Consider the following 19,543-nt stretch of genomic DNA (forward strand, 5'->3'; position numbering starts at 1 on the left):
ACGCACCGTCCAGTACGTCAGGTCATTGAAGGAGCACCTGTTGAACGCCGCACAGTTGCCGGGGGAACCCCTGAGCGGAACTGTCCCGCCCACCCTGCCCGCGCTCTTCACCGCGCAGGCGGACCGCACGCCCGACGCGGCTGCCGTTCTGGACGGCCCACGCACGCTGACCTACCGGGACCTGGCCCGCGCCGCCGAGCGCACGGCGCGCTTCCTGCGCTCGCAGGGCGTGGGCCCGGGTTCCCTGGTCGGGGTGTGCCTGCCCCGGGGCGCCGAGCTGATCGCCGCCCTCCTCGGGGTGTGGCAGGCGGGGGCGGCCTATCTGCCGCTCGACGTCGGCCACCCGCACGAACGTCTCAGATCCCTGATCACCCAGGCCGGTGCCGACCTCGTGGTCACCACCGGCGCGCTGCGCGGGCCGCTCGGGGAGGACGGCCCGCGCGCGGTGACCACCGAGGAACTGTCCGCCGCCGACGAAGGGGCCGAGGCCGGCCCGGCCGACACGGTCACGGTCGACCCGTCCTCGCTCGCGTACACCATCTTCACGTCCGGCTCCACGGGGGCGCCCAAGGGCGTCCAGATCACCCACGAGGGCATCGCGGGCCGTATCGCCTGGGCCGTGCGCGCACAGCGCATCGCCGCCGGTGACCGGGTCCTGTTCAAGACGTCCGTCGGCTTCGACGCGGCGGGCTGGGAGATCTTCGCGCCGCTGGTCAGCGGGGCGAGCGTCGTCATCGCGCCGGACGGCACCGAGAAGGACGCCGCCGCCCTGCTGACGGCCGTCGCCGCCGGCGGTGTCACCGTCCTCCAGGTGGTGCCGTCCGTACTGCGCCTCCTGGTCGAGGAACCGTCGTGGGAGGGCTGCGGCGCGCTGCGCCTGCTCTGCTCGGCGGGCGAGCCGCTGCACGCCGAACTGGTCCAGCGGGTGCGGGCGTTGACCGGCCTTGCCGTGGAGGTCTGGAACACGTACGGCCCCACCGAGTGCTCGATCGACGTCACCGCCCATCGTGCCGACCCGGCGCAGACGGCGGGCCCCGTGCCGATCGGCCGGCCGCTGACCGGGATGCGGGTGCTCGTCCTCGCCGCGGACGGCAGCCTCGCGCCCAAGGGCGTCACCGGCGAGCTGTACGCGGGCGGCGCGGGCGTCGCCCGGGGCTACGCGGGCCGCCCCGACCTCACGGCGGAGCGCTTCGTGCCCGACCCCTACGGTCCGCCCGGCGCCCGCCTGTACCGCACCGGCGACCTGGTCCGCTGGAACGCGGCCGGCCTCCTGGAGTACCAGGGCCGCGCCGACGGACAGCTCAAGGTCAACGGCGTGCGCATCGAGCCCGGCGAGATCGAGGCCCAGCTCACCTCCCACCCCGAGGTCATCGGCGCGGCCGTCGTCGCGTTCCGCCCGGACGGCGAAGAGCACCGCATCGGCGCCGCGGTCACCACGCGCGGCGAGCTGACCCCGAGCGACCTGCGCAGGTTCCTGCGCACCCGGCTGCCCGACAGCCATGTCCCGTCCCTGTTCCGCACGTTCGACGAGCTGCCGCTGACGCCGAACGGCAAGATCGACCGCAAGGCCCTGGCCGCCGCCCTGGAGGAGGGCGACGACCTCACCGGACAGGGCGCCTACGTCGCCCCGCGCAACGCCGCCGAGGAGAAGGTCGCCGAGGTGTGGGCGACCCTGCTCGGCCGCGAGAAGATCAGCGCCACCGACGACTTCTTCGCCCTGGGCGGCACCTCCCTCCAGCTCACCCGGCTCGCGGCCCGGCTGCGCGCCACCGGTGTCACCCTGTCGATGCGCGGCCTGTTCAGCGCCACCACGGTGGCGGCGCAGGCCGAGCTGCTGGGCGCGCAGGACGGCGACAGCGCCCCGATCCCGGCGGTCGACCGCGCGGGCCGGCTGCCGCTGTCGTCGGGGCAGCGCAGGCTGTGGTTCCTGGACCGGATGAACCCCGGCAGCCGCGAGTGGGTCGCCCCGCTGATCCTGCGGCTGCCCGCCGCGACCACGCCGGACGAGCTCGGGTCCGCGCTGACCGCGCTCGGCGGCCGCCACGAGGCACTGCGCACCCGGTACGCCGACGAGGGCGGCGAACCGCGCCAGGTGATCGGTGCCGCGCACCCGGTGGAACTCCGGGTCGTCGACACCGGGCGCGAGCAGCTCGCCGAGCGCTTCGAGGAGCAGTTCGCGCGGGGCTTCGACCTGGCCACCGGGCCGCTGTGGCGGGCCCTGCTCGCCCGGATCCCCGGCGAGGACCACGTCCTGCTCGTCACCCTGCACCACATCGCCTGCGACGGCTGGTCCACGGTCGTCCTGGAGCGCGAGCTGCAGGAGCTGTGCGCCGCCGCCCGCGAGGGCCGCGAGCCCCAACTCCCGCCCGTCGCGGTGCAGTACGCGGATTACGCGGCCTGGCAGGCGGGGCGCCAGACCGAGGAGTTCGTCGCGGGCGAGCTGGCCCACTGGAGCGCCGCCCTCGACGGCATCGCCCCGCTGGACCTGCCCGCCGACCGTCCCCGGCCCGCCGAGCGCGACCCGCGCGGCGCGGTCGTGCCGGTCCGCGTCGAGCCGGAACTCGCCGCCGCGGTCGAGGAGTTGAGCCGCCGCAACGCCGCCACCCCGTTCATGACCCTGCTCACCGCGTTCGCGACGGTCCTGGCGCGCCAGACCGGGCGCTGGGACGTGCCCGTCGGCACGCCGGTCGCGGGCCGCACCCGTCAGGAGCTGTCCGGCACGGTCGGCTTCTTCCTCAACTCCCTCGTCGTGCGCTGCGGTCTGGGCGCCGAGCTGAGCTTCGAGGAGGCGCTGGGCCGGGTGCGGGCCGCGGCGACCGCCGCCTTCGCCCACCAGGAACTGCCCTTCGACCGCCTGGTCGACGAGGTGCAGCCGGAGCGCGACCTGTCGCGCACCCCGCTGTACCAGGTCGCCTTCGACATGCACAGCGAGGGCGTCACCAGCATCGCCACCGACGCCGCGGACCTGCGCGCCTTCGCCGAGGCGTGGACGGTCGCCAAGACGGACCTGTCGGTCTTCATCGGGCGCTCGGCGGACGGCTCCCTGGAGGGCGTCCTCGAGTACGCGGTCTCGCTCTTCGACGAGGCGACCGTGGTGCGGGTGCGGGAGCAGTTCATCCGCCTCCTCGAGGAGGTCACCGTCGACCCGTCGGCGCGCCTGGCCGAGGTGCCGCTGCTGTCCGACGCGGAACAGCGCCTGATCCGTACGGAGTGGAACGCGAGCGCCGCCGACTTCGGTGACGCGACCGTGTGCGCCCGCTTCGAGGAGCAGGCCGCCCGGACACCGGAGGCGCCCGCGATCGGCTTCGCCGGTGACATCGTCACGTACGCCCAGCTGGACGCCCGCGCCAACCAGATCGCCCATCACCTGCGTGCCTCGGGCGTGGGCCCCGGTGCCGTCGCCGGCGTCCTCCTCGACCGCGGCCCGAACCTGGTCGCGAGCCTCCTCGGTGTCTGGAAGGCGGGCGCGGCGTACGTGCCGATCGATCCGTCGTACCCGGCCGAGCGCATCGCCTCCATGCTGGACAGTGCGGGCGCGGCCACGGCCCTCACGCACTCCGCCTACGCCGACCGCTTCGGCGACGGCGTCGACCTGGTCCTGGTGGACCTGCACGGGTCCGCGATCGATGCCCGGCCGCGGACCGCGCTGCCGCGCACGGACGACGGCGACGCCCTGGCGTACGTCATCTTCACGTCGGGCTCGACGGGCCGGCCGAAGGGCGTCGCGATCCCGCACCGGGGCCTGGCCAACCATGTCGCCTGGGCCGCCCGGGACCTGGCCTCCCGCGGCACCCGCGGCGCGCCGCTGTTCTCGTCGGTCGCCTTCGACCTGGTCGTCCCCAACCTGTGGGCGCCGCTCGTCACGGGACAGCGGGTGCACACCATCGCGCAGGACACCGACACCGCCGACCTGGCGCGGGAGCTGGTGGCCGCCGGCCCGTTCAGCTTCATCAAACTGACGCCCGGACACCTGGAAGTACTGGCGGCCCGGCTGACCGCCGACGAGGCCGCGCACCTCGCGCCGGTGCTGGTGGTCGCGGGCGAGGCCCTCACCCGTACGACGGTCGAGCGGTGGCGGGCACTGGCCCCGGACACCGATCTCGTCAACGAGTACGGGCCGACCGAGGCCTCCGTCGGCACCTGTGTCTTCCCCGTGCCGGACGACGAGGCCGGCGAGGTCATGCCGATCGGGCGGCCGCTGCCGAACATGACCATGTACGTCCTCGACGCCCGGCTCGCGCTCGCGCCCATCGGCGTGCCGGGTGAGCTGTACGTCGGCGGCACCGGTGTGGCGCGCGGGTACGCGGGTCGCCCCGACCTGACGGCCGAGCGTTTCGTGCCCGACCCGTACGGGCCCGCGGGCGCGCGCCTGTATCGCACCGGCGACCTCGCCCGTACCCGCCCCGACGGCGCCGTGGAGTTCCTCGGCCGCCTCGACGACCAGGTGAAGATCCGTGGCTATCGCATCGAACCCGGCGAGATCCAGACCGTCGTCGCCGAGCACCCGGCGGTTCGTGAAGCGGTCGTGGTGGCGCGTCAAACGCCGGCTGGCGACCAGCAGCTCGTCGCCTACTACGTCCCGCGCGAGGACGCGGACGTGACCCCGGCCGAGGACCTCACCGCGCACTGCGCCGCCCGGCTGCCCCCCTACATGCACCCCGACCACTACGTCCCGCTGGCCGAGATCCCCCTCAACGCCAACGGCAAGACCGACAGGCGCGCCCTGCCCTCGCCGGACGCCTCCGACGCGGCGGCCCCGGCCGGCCGGATCGCCCCGCGCACACCCACCGAGGAGCGCATCGCGGAGATCTGGACCGAGCTTCTCTCGGTCGAGCCCGGCGTGACGGACAGCTTCTTCCACTCCGGTGGCAACTCGATCCTCGCCATCCGCCTGATCTCGCGCATCCAGGAGGAGTTCGACATCGACTTCACGGTGCGCGCCGTGTTCGAGGGCCCGACGGTCGCCCAGCTCGCCGTCGCCGTGGAGGACGCCGTCCGCGCGGAGATCGAAGCGGGCCTCGACGAGGAGGAACTGCCCGTGCCCTCGGGCCCGGAGGACCTCGACGACCCGTCGGAATCCGAGGACCCGTCCGGCCTGGCCGATCCCTCCGACCCCGAGGACCTGGTGGATCCCGATGATCCGTCCGGGTTCTCCGGACGGCCCGCCGGTCTCGACGAGCCGTCCGGCCTCGCCGCCCCGTCCGCCCTGCCCAGCCAAGCGATCAACGGCCTCGCGCCGGTGAAGGAGTTCACAGCATGAGCACCGGTGCCACCACGCCCCCGGGCACGGACACGGACGCCGCGCGCGACAAGCTCGTCGAGCAGCGGCTCGCCGGGCGACGCCGCGGGCGCAGAACAGGGATACCCAAGGCGGACCGGACCGCTCCGCTGCGCCTGTCGTACGGGCAGGAGCAGATGTGGTTCCTCAACCGCCTCGACCCCGACAGCACCCAGTACCTCGTCCCGCTCCTCGTCCGGCTGACCGGGCCCCTGGACGCCACCGCCCTGGCCGGCGCCTGGCAGCGGCTCACCGACCGGCACGAGATCCTGCGCACCCGCTACGCCCTGCACGGCGAGGAGCCGGTGCAGATCGTCTCCGCCCGCGAGCGGGTCACCCTGCCCGTCGAGGACCTCACGCCACTGCCCCGTGGCCGGCGCGAGGAGCGCGTCCGGGCGATCGTCACCGACGAGCTGTTCGTACCGTTCGACCTGGAGCGCGACCTGCCGGTGCGGGCCCGCCTCGTCCGGCTCGACGACGAGGAGCACGTGCTCGCCGTCGTCTTCCATCACATCGCCTGCGACGCCTGGTCCACCGAGGTCGTCGGCCGCGAACTCAGCGCCCTGTACACCGCCCTCGCCCGCGGCGAGGAGCCCGACCTGCCCGAGGTCGCCGTCCAGTACGCCGACTTCGCGGCCTGGCAGCGCGCCGAGATGTCCGGCGCCACCCTGGAGCGGCACCTCGACCACTGGAAGGGCGAGCTCGCGGGTCTCACCCCGATCGAGCTGCCCACGGACCGGCCGCGCAAGAGTGTCCGGGACGCCACGGGTGACACGGTCGCCTTCTCCGTACCCGCCGAACTCGCCGACCGTCTGGCCACGTTCGCCCGGGAGCGGGCCGCCACTCCGTTCATGGTCGTGCTCGCCGCGTTCCAGAGCCTGCTGGCCCGCCACACCGGCTCCGCCGATGTCACCGTGGGCACCGTGGTGTCCGGCCGCGGCCGCCCCGAGCTGCAGGGCATGCTCGGCTACGGCATCAACACCCTGGCGCTGCGCGGCAGATGGGACAGCGGCACCTCCTTCGGGGAGCTCGTCGCCGCCACCAAGGACACCGTCCTCGGTGCCTTCGACCACCAGGGCGTGCCGTTCGCCCGGCTGATCGACGCCGTGCAGCCCGAGCGCGACCTGTCCCGCAACCCCCTCTTCGACGTCGCCCTGACCATGCACGGCGAGCGGACCGGCTCCTTCGCCCTCCCGGGCGTCGTCGCCGAGCCGTTCCACGCCGAGGGCAACGCCGCCAAGTACGACCTCGACCTCCAGCTGCGCCAGGACGCCGACGGCACCCTGCACGGCCACCTGGAGTACGCCGTCGAGCTGTTCGACCGCTCCACCGCCGAGCGGCTGACCGGACACCTGGTCCGGCTGCTCGACGCGGCGACCGCCGACCCGGACGCCGACCTCGACCGGCTCTCCTTCCTCGGCGCGGACGAGGTCCGGCTGCTCACCCAGGGCGCGGCCGTCACCGGCGAGGTGACACGGACCGTGCACCGGGCCTTCGAGGAGCAGGCGGCCCGCACCCCGGACGCCGTCGCCGTGCACGTCGCCGGCGAGGAACTCACGTACGCCGAGCTCAACGAGCGCGCCAACCGCGTCGCCCACCACCTCATCGGCCTCGGCGTCGGCCAGGAGACCCTGGTCGGCGTCTGCCTGGAGCGCGGCACCGACCTGATGCCGGCCCTGCTCGGCGTGCTCAAGGCGGGCGGCGCCTATCTGCCGCTCGACCCCTCGCAGCCCGCCGACCGCATCGGCTACATGCTCGACGACGCCGGCGCCCCGGTCGTGGTGACCGAGCGCGCCCACGCGGAGCTGCTGTCCGGCCTGCACGACGGGCCGCTCCTCGTCCTCGACACGGCGGAGGGCCGCGCCGCCCTCGCCGCCGAGCCGGCCGGTGACCCGGCCGCGCGCACCGACGCCGACAGCCTGATCTACGTCATCTACACCTCGGGCTCCACGGGCCGCCCCAAGGGGGTCGGCCTCACCCACGCCAATGTGCACCGCCTGTTCACGGTCACCGCACGGCAGACGGAGTTCCGCACCGACGACGTGTGGACGCTGTTCCACTCCTACGCCTTCGACTTCTCCGTGTGGGAGATGTGGGGCGCGCTGCTGCACGGCGGCCGCCTCGTCGTCGTGCCGAAGGAGGTGTCGCGCGACCCGTCCGCCTTCCTCGACCTGCTGGTCGAGCAGCGGGTGACCGTGCTCAACCAGACGCCGTCCGCGTTCCGCGCCCTGGTCACCGCCGCCCGCGAGGGCGACCCGCGCGTCGACGCACTGGCCCTGCGCACCGTGGTGTTCGGCGGCGAGAAGCTGGAGGTCGCCGATCTGCGGCCGTGGGCCGCCCGGCTGGGCCTGAGCGCCCCGACGCTCGTCAACATGTACGGCATCACGGAGACCACCGTGCACGTCACGTACTACGTCCTCGACGAGGACGACCTGGCGCAGGGTTCCGTCAGCCCCGTCGGCGTGCCCCTCGACGACCTCGCCGTCCGCATCCTCGACGCGCACGGCAACCTGGCGCCGATCGGGGTGCCCGGCGAGATCCACGTCGCGGGCCGCGGGGTCGCCCGCGGCTACCTGGGCCGCCCCGCGCTGACCGCCGAACGGTTCGTGCCGGACGAGTTCGGTGCGCCGGGCGACCGCCTCTACCGCAGCGGCGACGTCGCGCGGCGCCTGGCCGACGGCAGCCTGGAGTTCCTCGGCCGCAACGACGCCCAGGTCAAGATCCGCGGCTTCCGTATCGAGCTCGGCGAGATCAACGCCGCGCTCACCGGGCAGGACGGCGTGCGCGACGCCGTCGTCCTGGTCAGGGAGGACACCCCGGGCGACAAGCAGCTCGTCGCCTACGTGGTCCCCGCCGACGGCGCCGCCGCCGCGGACACCGCCGGCCTGCGCGCCGCGCTCGCCCGCGACCTGCCCGAGTACATGATCCCGGCGACGTTCGTCACCCTCGGCGCGCTCCCGCTGACCGTCAACGGCAAGCTCGACACCAAGGCCCTGCCCGCGCCCGCCGCGCGCGTCGCCGGAGCCGAGTACACCGCACCGCGCACCGATCTGGAGCAGCGCACCGCCGCGATCTGGGGCGAGGTCCTCGGTGTCGCCGAGGTCGGCGTCCACGACAGCTTCTTCGACCTCGGCGGGCATTCGCTGCGCGCCATCAACCTGGCGGGCCGGCTGCGGGAGGCCGGGCTCGACGTCAGCGTCCGCGACCTGTTCGAGCACCGCACCGTGGCCCTGCTGTGCGAGCAGCTCGCCGACCGGGCGCCGGTCACCGCGACGCACGGCGTGCGCCCCTTCGCGCTCGTCACCGACGAGGACCGGGCCCGGCTGCCCGAGGGCCTCGCCGACGCCTACCCCATGTCGCAGGTCCAGCTCGGCATGGTCGTCGAGATGCTCAGCGACAGCGCCCGCCACCCGTACCACAACGTCACCTCCTTCCGGATCCCCGACAGCCGCTCCTTCGACGTCGAGGCGCTGCGCGCGTCGGTCGCCTCGGCCGTCGCCCGGCACGAGGTACTGCGCACCTCCTTCGACCTCAACTCCTATGCCGTACCGATGCAGTTGGTGCACGAGAACGTCGAACTGCCGGTGCAGGCACGCGATCTGCGCGGCCTGGACGACGAGGCGGTGCGGGACGCGCTGCGCGCCTTCACCGAGGAGGAGCGCTCGCGGCTGATCCCGCTGGACAGCGCACCCCAGCTGCGTCTGTACGGCACCGCCTGCGACGACGGCAGCTGGTGGCTGACGATCACCGAGTGCCACGCGATCCTCGACGGCTGGAGCCACCACTCCCTCCTGATGGAGATCGTCGAGGGCTACCACCGGGCCCGCGACGGGCAGCCGGTGGACGCCCCGGCCGCGCCCGCCGTGCGGTTCGCGGACTTCATCGCCGCCGAGGTCGCCTCGCGCGAGACCGGCGACGACCGCGCCTACTGGACCGGCATCATCGAGGGCCATGCGCCGTTCGCGCTCCCCGAGGCCTGGGCCGGCGACGGCGTCGCGGGCGCCCCGCACCGCGTCAAGGTCCCCTTCCACGACCTGGAGGACGGGCTCCGCGCCCTGGCGTCCACGGCCGGGGTGTCCCTCAAGAGCGTCCTGCACGCCGCCCACCTGAAGGTGCTGAGCACGGTCACCGGCGACGAGCGCTTCTTCACCGGCCTGGTGTGCAACGCCCGTCCCGAGGCCCTCGGCGCCGACGGCCTGTACGGCATGCACCTCAACACGCTGCCGTTCGCCTTCGACGGCGCCCCGGACACCTGGCGCGACCTCGTGCGACAGGTCTTCGAGCGCGAGGTCGAGCTGTGGCCGCACCGCGGCTACCCGATGCCCGACATCCAGCGGGAGGCCGAATCCGGCGCGGCCGGTCAGCGTCTGGTCTCCGTGCGCTTCAGCTACCACGACTTCGACCAGGTCGACCGCGCACAGGTCGACTACCTGGCGAGCATCGACGACAGCCCCACCGAGTTCCCGCTCGGCGTCTCGGCCCGCCTGGGCCACCTCTTCCTGACGGGCGGCCGCAAGCACGTCTCCGCGCAGGCCCTGGAGCGCCTCGCGGGCACGCTGCGCGAGGTCCTCGTGGCGATGGCCACGGACCCGGACGGCGACGCCCGGGCCTCGTACCTCCCGGACGCGACACGGAAGGTGCTCCGTCAGCAGGGCACGGGCGAGAGCGCCGACTTCGGTGACGCGACCGCGTGCGCCCGCTTCGAGGAGCAGGCCGCCCGCACACCGGACGCGCCCGCCGTGTCACTCGGCTCGACGACATGGACGTACGCGGAACTCGACGCCCGCGCCAACCGGATCGCCCATCACCTGCGTGCCTCGGGCGTGGGCCCCGGTGCCGTCACCGGTGTGCTCCTCGACCGCGGCCCGGACCTGGTCGCGAGCCTGCTGGGCGTGTGGAAGGCGGGCGCGGCGTACGTGCCGATCGATCCGTCGTACCCGGCCGAGCGCATCGCCTCCATGCTGGACAGCGCGGGCGCGGCCACGGCCCTCACGCACTCCGCCTACACCGACCGCTTCGGCGACGGCATCGGCGTACTGGCCCTGGACCGGGACGAGTCGGCGGTCGCCACCCGCCCCGCGACGCGCATCGAGCGCACGGACGACACCGACACCCTCGCCTATGTCATCTTCACGTCGGGCTCGACGGGCCGGCCGAAGGGCGTCGCGGTGACACATCGCGGCCTGGCCAACCATGTCGCCTGGGCCGCCCGGGACCTGGCCTCCCGTGGCACGACCGGCGCGCCGCTGTTCTCGTCGGTCGCCTTCGACCTGGTCGTCCCCAACCTGTGGGCGCCGCTCGTCACGGGACAGCGGGTGCACACCATCGCGCAGGACACCGACACCGCCGACCTGGCGCGGGAGCTGGTGGCCGCCGGCCCGTTCAGCTTCATCAAGCTGACGCCGGGGCACGTCGACGTGCTTGCCTCGCAGCTGACACCGGAGGAGGCCGCCGCGCTCGCGCCGGTGCTGGTGATCGCCGGTGAGGCCCTCACCCGTACGACCGTGGAGCGGTGGCGGGCGCTGGCCCCGGACACCGATCTCGTCAACGAGTACGGGCCGACCGAGGCCTCCGTCGGCACCTGTGTCTTCCCCGTGCCGTCCGGCGAGTCCGGCGAGGTCATGCCGATCGGGCGGCCGCTGCCGAACATGACCATGTACGTCCTGGACGCGCGGCTCGACCAGGTCGCGGTGGGTGTACCGGGTGAGCTGTACGTCGGCGGCACCGGTGTGGCGCGCGGGTACGCGGGCCGCCCCGACCTGACGGCCGAGCGTTTCGTGCCCGACCCGTACGGGCCCGCGGGCGCGCGCCTGTATCGCACCGGCGACCTCGCCCGTACCCGCCCCGACGGCGCCGTGGAGTTCCTCGGCCGCCTCGACGACCAGGTGAAGATCCGTGGCTATCGCATCGAACCCGGCGAGATCCAGACCGTCGTCGCCGAGCACCCGGCGGTGCGCGAGGCGGTCGTCGTCCCGCACGAGACGACGACCGGCGACATCCAGCTCGTCGCGTACTACGTCCCGTCCGGCGCGGACACGTCCGTGGCGGAGCTCGCCGAGCACACGGCCGCCCGGCTGCCCGACTACATGATCCCGGCGACCTACATCGCCCTCGACGAGATCCCCCTCAACGCCAACGGCAAGACCGACAGGCGCGCCCTGCCCTCGCCGGACGACACCGACCTCGCGAGCGGTACGCCCCACGTCGCGCCCCGCACCATCACCGAGGCACAGGTCGCCGCGATCTGGGCGCAGGTCCTCGGCCTGGAGCGGGTCGGCGTCCTGGACGGCTTCTTCGACCTGGGCGGGCACTCCATCCGCGCGGTCGCCCTGGTGGGCGCCCTGCGCGCGGCCGGGTTCGACGTCGGCGTGCGGGAGGTCTTCGAGTACCGCACGGTCGCCGAGCTGAGCGAGTTCCTCACCGGGCGCCCGGCGCCGGCCGAGACCGCCCCGCCGGTCGAGCCGTTCGCGCTGCTCGCCGACGAGGACCGCGCGCGCCTGCCCGAGGGCGTCGTGGACGCGTACCCGATGTCGCAGGTCCAGCTCGGGATGCTCGTGGAGATGCTGGCCGACGACGAGAAGCGGGTCTATCTCAACGTCGCGTCGTTCCGCATCACCGACGGCACCCCGTTCGACGCGGACGCCCTGCGCGGCGCCCTCGACGTGGTCACCGGGCGGCACGAGATGCTGCGCACCTCCTTCGACCTGGACGCCTTCACCGCGCCGCTCCAGATCGTCCACCCGACGGCCCGGATCCCGCTGGCGGTCGAGGACCTGCGCCGGCTGTCCGACGGTGCCCGCGAGCTGCGCGTGCGGGACATCATGGGCGAGGAGCGGACCCGGGGTCTCGACCTCGCGGCCGCGCCCCTGCTGCGCATGACCGCACAGGTGGAGGCCGACGACTCCTGGCGCCTCGTCGTCACCGTCTCCCACGCCATCACCGAGGGCTGGAGCCACCGTGCCCTCCTGATGGAACTCCTCGACGTCTACCGCGCCCTGCGCGAGGGCCCCGCCCCGGCGCCCGTCGAGGCACCGCCCGTGCGCTACGCCGACTTCATCGCGGCCGAACTGGCCTCCCTGGACTCGGCGGACGACCGGCAGTACTGGCAGGACGTCATCGGCCGGTACGCACCGTTCGCGCTGCCCGCCGGCTGGGCCGGCGACACCGCGGAGCCGGCCGAGAAGTACCGGCTCGCCGTGCCCGTGCACGACCTGGAGCCGCGGCTGCGCGCCCTCGCCACCCAGGCGCAGGTGTCGTTCAAGAGCGTGCTGCTCGCCGCGCACCTGAAGGTGATGAGCACCCTCACCGAGGAGGACGGCTTCTTCAGCGGCCTGGTGTGCAGCGCCCGCCCCGAGTCACCCGGCGCGGAACGCGTCTACGGCATGTACCTCAACACCCTGCCGTTCGCCTTCGACCGCACCGCGGGCACCTGGACGGACCTGGTGCGCCAGGTCTTCGCCCGCGAGGCCGAGGTCTGGGACCGCCGGCGCTTCCCGATGCCCGTCATCCAGCGGGACGCGGGCACCGGACGCCTGCTCCGGGTCCGGTTCAGCTACCAGGACTTCGACCACGTCGACGACAAGCTCGTCGACGCCGGGGCCAGCGGCGGCGAGGGCGGCACCGAGTTCGCGCTCGCGGTCTCCGCCGTCTCCGGGCACCTGCTGCTGACCACCCACACCCACGCCCTGGCCCGCGCGCAGGGCGAGCGTCTGACCGCCCTGTACCGGCAGGTCCTGGAGTCCATGGCCGCAGACCCGCGGGGCAGCGCCCAGGACACCCACCTGCCCGCAGCGGAACAGGAGTGGCTGCTCGCCCAGAACGACACCGCCCGGGACTTCCCGGACCTCACCGTCCTGCAGCGCTTCGAGGAACGGGCCGCCCGCACTCCCGACGCCCCCGCCGTACGGCACGGCGACGCCACCGTCTCGTACGCCGAACTCGACGCCAGGGCCACGCGGTTCGCGTACCGGCTGCGCGCGGCGGGCGTCGGCGCCGAGTCCACGGTCGGCGTGCTGCTCGACCGCGGCCCGGACCTGCTCGCCACCCTGCTCGCGGTGTGGAAGGCGGGCGGCGCCTATGTGCCGATCGACCCGTCGTACCCGGCCGAGCGCATCGCCGCCATGTGCGACAGCGCGGCCGCCACGCTCGCCGTGACGCAGGAGGACCGCGCGGACCGCTTCCCCGGCACCGTGCCGGTCCTGGACGTCGCCGAACTCGCCGACAACAGAGGCGAGTTCGGGGCCGTGGCCCGCGTCGACGACCCGGAGCGGCTCGCCTACGTCATCTTCACCTCCGGCTCCACCGGGCGGCCCAAGGGCGTCCAGGTCCCGCACCGGGGCCTCGCCAACCATGTGGCCTGGGCGGCGGACGAGCTCGCCGCGCGGGGCACGGGCGGCGCGCCGCTGTTCTCCTCGGTCGCCTTCGACCTGGTCGTCCCCAACCTGTGGGGACCGCTCGTCACCGGTCAGACCGTGCACATCGTGGCGCAGGACACGCTGCCCGCCGACCTGCCGGCCGCGCTGCTCGACGGCGGCCCGTACAGCTTCATCAAGCTGACCCCGGGCCACCTCGACATCCTCACCGAGCAGCTCACCACCGAGCAGGTCGACCGGCTGAGCCGGGTCTACGTCGTCGCGGGCGAGGCCCTGCCGGGCAGCACCGCGAACCGCTCGCTCGAAGTGCTCGGCTCCGGCCGCATGATCAACGAGTACGGCCCGACCGAGGCGTCCGTCGGCTCGACCGTCCACCCCGTCACGGACCACGTCGCCCTCGACGTCGTCCCCATCGGGCGGGCGCTGCCGAACATGACGACGTACGTCCTCGACGCGGCGATGCGGCCGGTGCCGGCCGGCGTCCTCGGCGAGCTGTACGTCGGCGGCACGGGTGTGGCGCGCGGGTACGCGGGCCGCCCCGACCTGACGGCCGAGCGTTTCGTGCCCGACCCGTACGGGCCCGCGGGCGCGCGGCTCTACCGCACCGGCGACCGGGTACGGCTGCTCGCGGACGGGAACATCGAGTTCCTCGGCCGCCTCGACGACCAGGTGAAGATCCGCGGCTACCGCGTCGAACTCGGCGAGGTGCAGGCCGTGCTGGCGGCCCACCCGGCCGTCCGGGACGCGGTCGTCGCGGTCCACGAGCCGACCCCCGGCGACAAGCGCCTCGTCGCCCACCTCGTGCCCGCCGAAGGACAGCGGCTCCCGGACGCCTCGGCCCTCGCCGACGACTGTGCCGCGCTGCTTCCCGAGTACATGGTGCCCTCGGCGTTCGTCACCCTGGAGGCCATCCCGCTCAACGCCAACGGCAAGGTCGACCGCAAGGCCCTCGCCGCCCCCGACCGCTCGGCGATGCGCTCAGGCCGCGACTTCGTGGCGCCGCGCACCGACACGGAGCGGATGCTCGCCAAGATCTGGTCCGAGGTGCTCGGTGTCGACGAGATCGGCGTGCACGACGAGTTCTTCGAGCTGGGCGGACACTCGATCCTGATGATCCAGGTGCTCGCGGCGGCCCGCCGCGAGGGCCTCGCGGTCTCGGTGTGGCGGATGTACCAGCACGGCACGCTCGTCGACCTCGCCGCGGCGATCGACGAAGACGCTGCCGCCGCCGCTGCCGAGAAGGCCGCCGAGGCCGCCGCCGCGGCGCCCGCACAGGTCGAGGTCCCGGCCGAACTGCTCGCCTCGCTCCTCGAGCGGGCCGCGGGCGGCGACGCCGGACGCCTCGCCGACGGGCCGCTCGCGCAGGTCGCGGCGCTGCTCGGGAAGGAGACCAGGACCCAGGAGACGGTCGCCCTCGACGACCTGGAGTCCCTCATGGCCGAGCACCAGGTGCCCGGCGCGAGCCTGGCCCTGCTCGGCGCCGACGGATCGGTGCGCACCCACGCGGCCGGCGTCCTGTCGGTGGACGGCGAGCAGCCGGTCACCCCGGACACCCTGTTCCAGGTCGGCTCGATCAGCAAGCACGTCACGGCGTTCGCGACGCTGCGGCTCGTGGCCGAAGGACGTATCGCCCTGGACGACCCCATCGACACGCACCTGACGTCCTGGCACCTCGACGAGCTCGACTCCGCGCCCGGCGCGGTGACGCTCCGGCATCTGCTCGGGCACACCGCCGGTCTCGCCCGGCACCGCAGCGTCGGCTTCGCGCCGGGCGGCGAAGTGCCCACGCTGAGGGACCTGCTGGAGGGGACCGGGGCCGTCTCGACGCCGCGGGTGCGGCGTCAGCTGGTGCCCGGCTCCACGTTCCGCAAGTCCAGCACCCACTACTGGGTCCTCCAGCAGCTCCTCGAGGACGTCACCGGTGAGGCGTTCCAGGGCCTCGCGCACCGCCTGGTCCTCGCGCCGCTGGGCATGACCGGCAGCAGCTTCGACCAGACCTTCCCGCGGACGGCCGGACGGCCGGTGGCGCTCGGCCACCACGTCAAGGGCGTCGCCATGGAAGGGGGCTGGCGCGAGCGCGCCCACCTCGCCGCCGCCGGACTGTGGACGACGGCCGGGGACATCGCGAAGCTCGCCCGGCAGGTGCGGGCCTCGCTCCTGGGCCACGACGGGGCCCTGCTGCCCCGCGCCGTCGCCCAGGAACTCCTCGCCACCCACCCGGGCAGCTTCTACGGGCTCGGCACCATCGTCGACGACTCCGGCAGCGACGCCGAGTTCGGGCACGGCGGCGAACCCGCCGGGTACTGGAACCTGTCGCTCTCCCACCTGGGCAGCGGTGTCGGCCTGGTCGCCCTCACCAACTCCGACAGCGGAAAGGGCGTCGTCAAGCATCTGACCGCCCGCCTCGGCAGGGCCGAAGAGACATTCGGCAAGGGCGAGTTGATGGCCGAGTGGGCAGCCGCGGGCACCGGTTCCGCCGCCCCCGCCGACCACCCGCTGCTCAGCCCCGTCGTCACCGACGAGGAGCGCGTATGACCGCATCCGGCAGCCAGACACGCCACCCGCGACCGGCCACCCCCACCCAGGAGGACCCTGTGCACCACCCCCGCACACGCCACCTCATCTCCATCGACGACCTCACCGACGACGACCTGCGCACCCTCGTGGCCGACGGCGTCGCCTTCAACCAGGCGGCCCAGGCGGCCCGGCGGACCGGGTCGGACCGCGCGGCCGGGCCTCTCCAGGACCAGGTCGTCGGCATCTACTTCAGCAAGACGTCCACCCGTACCCGTACCGCCTTCTCCAGCGGCGCCCTGCGCCTGGGCGCCTCACTGATCACCTACGGTCCGGGCGACCTCCAGCTCAACACCGGCGAGACCAGCGAGGACACCGGCGCCGTGCTCTCCCGGATGCTCGACGTCCTCGTCGCCCGTACCGCGGGCGACGAGGCGGAGATGCGGGCCTGGGCGAGCCAGCGGCGGATGTCCGTGGTCAACGCGATGAGCGCCGGCGAACACCCCACGCAGGCCCTCACCGACCTCACCACCCTGAGCCTGCGCTTCGGCCGCCTGGAAGGGCTGCGCGTCCTGTACGTGGGGGAGGGCAACAACTCGGCGTCCGCGCTCGCCCTCGCCCTCAGCCGCTTCCCCGGCACCGAGCTGGAACTGCGCACCCCGCCCGGCTACGGGCTCGACCCGGCCTACCTGGCCCGCGCCCGGGCGCACGCCGCCCGCAGCGGGGCGAGCGTGCGCGAACGGCACGACATGGAGGACCTGCCCGGCGGCTTCGACGCGATCTACACCACGCGCTGGCAGACCACGGGCACCACGAAGGCCGAACCCCACTGGCGCGACGTGTTCGCGCCGTTCCAGGTCGGCGCGCGGCTGTGGGAGGCGAGCCCCAAGGCGGTGTTCCTGCACGACCTGCCCGCGCACCGCGGCGACGAGGTCACCGCCGAGGTGCTCGACGGGCCGCACAGCATCGCCTTCGACCAGGCCGAGAACAAGATGCACAGTGCGATGGCGGTCCTGAAGTGGTGCCGAGCGGGCGGCCCGGCCGCACCGGGAGAGTGAGCGTCACCGACGACCGGACGGCCCCCGCCGACGCGCACGCGAAGGGGGCCGGCCCGGTCCCGCTGCGGCGCAACCGCGACTTCCTGATGCTGTGGTCCGGCGCCGGGCTCACCCTGCTCGGCTCCCGCGCCACCTCCGTCGCCTACCCGCTGCTGCTGATCTGGTCCACCGGATCGGCGGCAGCGGGGGCGGTGGCCGGATTCGCCGCCCAACTCCCGCAATTGATCGTGCAGTTGCCCGCGGGAGCGCTCGTCGACCGGTGGAACCGGCGGCTGACGATGCTCGTGTGCAGCGCGGGCTGCGTCCTCTCCACGGCGAGCGTGGTGGCGGCGGTCGCGGCAGGCCACGTCCACCTCGCCCACCTGGCCGCGGCCTCCTTCGTCGAGGGCTCCCTGATGGTCTGCTACCGGCTCGCCGAACGGGCCTGCGTCCGGCACGTCGTCCCGGCCGCGCAGCTGACCGCCGCGCTCTCCGGGAACGAGGCACGGGGGCGGGCCGCGGGCCTGATCGGGCAACCGCTCGGCAGCGCCGCGTTCGCCGCGGCGCGGTGGTCGCCGTTCCTGCTCGGGAGCGTCGCGCACGTGCTGTCGCTGCTCGCCGTCCTGCTGATCAAAAAGCCGTTCAGCAGCAGGCCGGCGGCGGCCCGGCGCAGGCTCGGCCCGGAGATCGCCGAAGGGCTGCGCTGGCTGTGGCGGCGGCGTTTCCTGCGCAGGATCACGCTGCTGATCTCCGGCAGCAACGTCGTCTTCCAGGCGCTCGCGCTGCTGCCCGCCTTCGTCCTGTACGAGGACGGGCTCTCCCCCGCGACGGTCGGGGTGATCGCGGCGATCAGCGGGGCGGGCGGCGCCGTCGGCGCCCTGTGCGGCGGCTGGGGCATGCGCCGGATCGGCCTGGTCGGACTGATCCGCGGGGCGCTCCTGGTGTGGGCGCTGCTCGTGCCCGCACTGGCCCTGACCCGGTCGCCGCTGCTCCTCGGGGCGCTGCTCGCCGGGATGAGCCTGGTGGGCGGCGCCGTCAACGTCGCCGGCGGCGTCCACCAGGTGCGCACCACCCCCGACGCCCTCCAGGGGCGCGTCAACAGCGCGCTCCAGCTGGCCGGTTCGGGCGCCAACGCGCTGGGCGCCCTCACCGGGGGAGTGCTCCTCGACTCCCTGGGGGCGGGCCGCACCGCCGTCCTCCTGGGCGCGGCGATGGGCGCCCTGGCGCTCGTCGCCGTGGCCTCCGCGCTCCCCCGGCTCCTCGCGGCCGAGGAACTGCGGACCCGCCAGGACCAGGACCCGGCACACGACGCACACGACGCACACGACCAAGAAACAGCCCAAGCAGAAGCACAAGCAGAAGCACAAGCAGAAGACCGAGAAGGAGAACGCACTCCATGAACGCGACCCCCAGCTGGACCCCCCTGGTCATCACCCCGCAGAGCGCCGGGGTCGAGGCCTCGGCCGCAGGGCTGCTCAAGGTGATCGGGGACACCGCCACCATCGACGACCAGCTCGTCAAGGAGAAGGCGCTGATCTTCCGCGGCTTCGGCGTCACCCAGGAGGAACTCGACCCGGTCATGGACGAGTTGCTGCCCAACCGCCTCGCCTACGTCCACGGCAACTCGCCGCGCACCAAGGTCGGCAAGAACGTCTACACCTCGACGGAGTACCCGCAGGAGTTCACCATCTCGATGCACAACGAGATGTCGTACGCCCACGCGTGGCCGGCCCGGCTGCTCTTCTTCTGCCAGAAGGCCGCCGAGACCGGTGGCGCCACCCCGGTGACGGACTCCGCGCTCTGGTTCCGGTCCCTGGACCCGGAGGTCAGGGAGGCGTTCAAGGACGGCGTCTGCTACCAGCAGAACCTCCACGACGGCTACGGCCTCGGCAAGAGCTGGCAGGACACCTTCGAGACCACCGACCGCGCCGAGGTCGAGGCCTTCCTCGGCACCACCGGCGCCCAGTGGGAGTGGAAGCCGGACGGTTCGCTGCGGGTGCGCCAGATACGGCCCGCGACCGCCCAGCACCCGGTGACCGGCGCCGAGGTGTGGTTCAACCAGTCCGACCAGTGGCACCCGGCGGGCCTCGGCGACGACACCGCCGCCGCCCTCGCCCAGATCCTGCCGCCGGAGGAACTGCCGCAGTCCGTCACGTTCGCCGACGGCACGCCCATCCCCGACGCGTACGTCCTCCAGATCCGCGACCGGGGCCTGGACGCCGCTGTCGACTGCGACTGGCGCACCGGCGATCTGATGCTCATCGACAACATGCTGGTCTCGCACGGCCGCCGGCCCTTCACCGGGACCCGCCGCGTGCTCGTCGCGATGTCCGACTGAGGCC

At 73.8% G+C, this 19,543-nt stretch carries 5 protein-coding genes; all 5 read left to right on the forward strand.

Annotated elements, in window-relative coordinates; genetic code table 11:
- Positions 1 to 40 precede the first annotated feature (40 nt).
- From ACVHNB_RS01635 to ACVHNB_RS01655, 5 genes are read left to right on the forward strand one after another with little or no spacing between them, the layout of a single operon-like run.
- Entirely contained in the window at positions 41 to 5,260 is a 5,220-nt protein-coding gene (locus tag ACVHNB_RS01635) for an amino acid adenylation domain-containing protein (protein WP_456227257.1), read from the forward strand.
- Positions 5,257 to 16,185 (forward strand): amino acid adenylation domain-containing protein, encoded by a 10,929-nt coding sequence (locus ACVHNB_RS01640; RefSeq protein WP_456227258.1) that lies wholly within the window; start codon positions 5,257 to 5,259, stop codon positions 16,183 to 16,185. The genes ACVHNB_RS01635 and ACVHNB_RS01640 overlap by 4 nt, the downstream gene beginning before the upstream one ends.
- Positions 16,182 to 17,222 carry an ornithine carbamoyltransferase gene (locus ACVHNB_RS01645; protein WP_456227259.1) on the forward strand — a complete coding sequence of 347 codons (1,041 nt, stop codon included), beginning with the start codon at positions 16,182 to 16,184 and terminating at the stop codon, positions 17,220 to 17,222. The genes ACVHNB_RS01640 and ACVHNB_RS01645 overlap by 4 nt, the downstream gene beginning before the upstream one ends.
- Positions 17,219 to 18,601 (forward strand): MFS transporter, encoded by a 1,383-nt coding sequence (locus ACVHNB_RS01650; RefSeq protein ID WP_456227260.1) that lies wholly within the window; start codon positions 17,219 to 17,221, stop codon positions 18,599 to 18,601. The genes ACVHNB_RS01645 and ACVHNB_RS01650 overlap by 4 nt, the downstream gene beginning before the upstream one ends.
- Positions 18,598 to 19,539, forward strand: a complete 942-nt coding sequence (locus tag ACVHNB_RS01655; protein WP_428953248.1) for a TauD/TfdA family dioxygenase — start codon at positions 18,598 to 18,600, stop codon at positions 19,537 to 19,539. Before ACVHNB_RS01650 ends, ACVHNB_RS01655 begins: the two co-directional genes overlap by 4 nt.
- The last annotated feature ends 4 nt before the right edge of the window (positions 19,540 to 19,543 follow it).

The sequence above is a fragment of the Streptomyces sp. YJ-C3 genome (assembly GCF_053891275.1).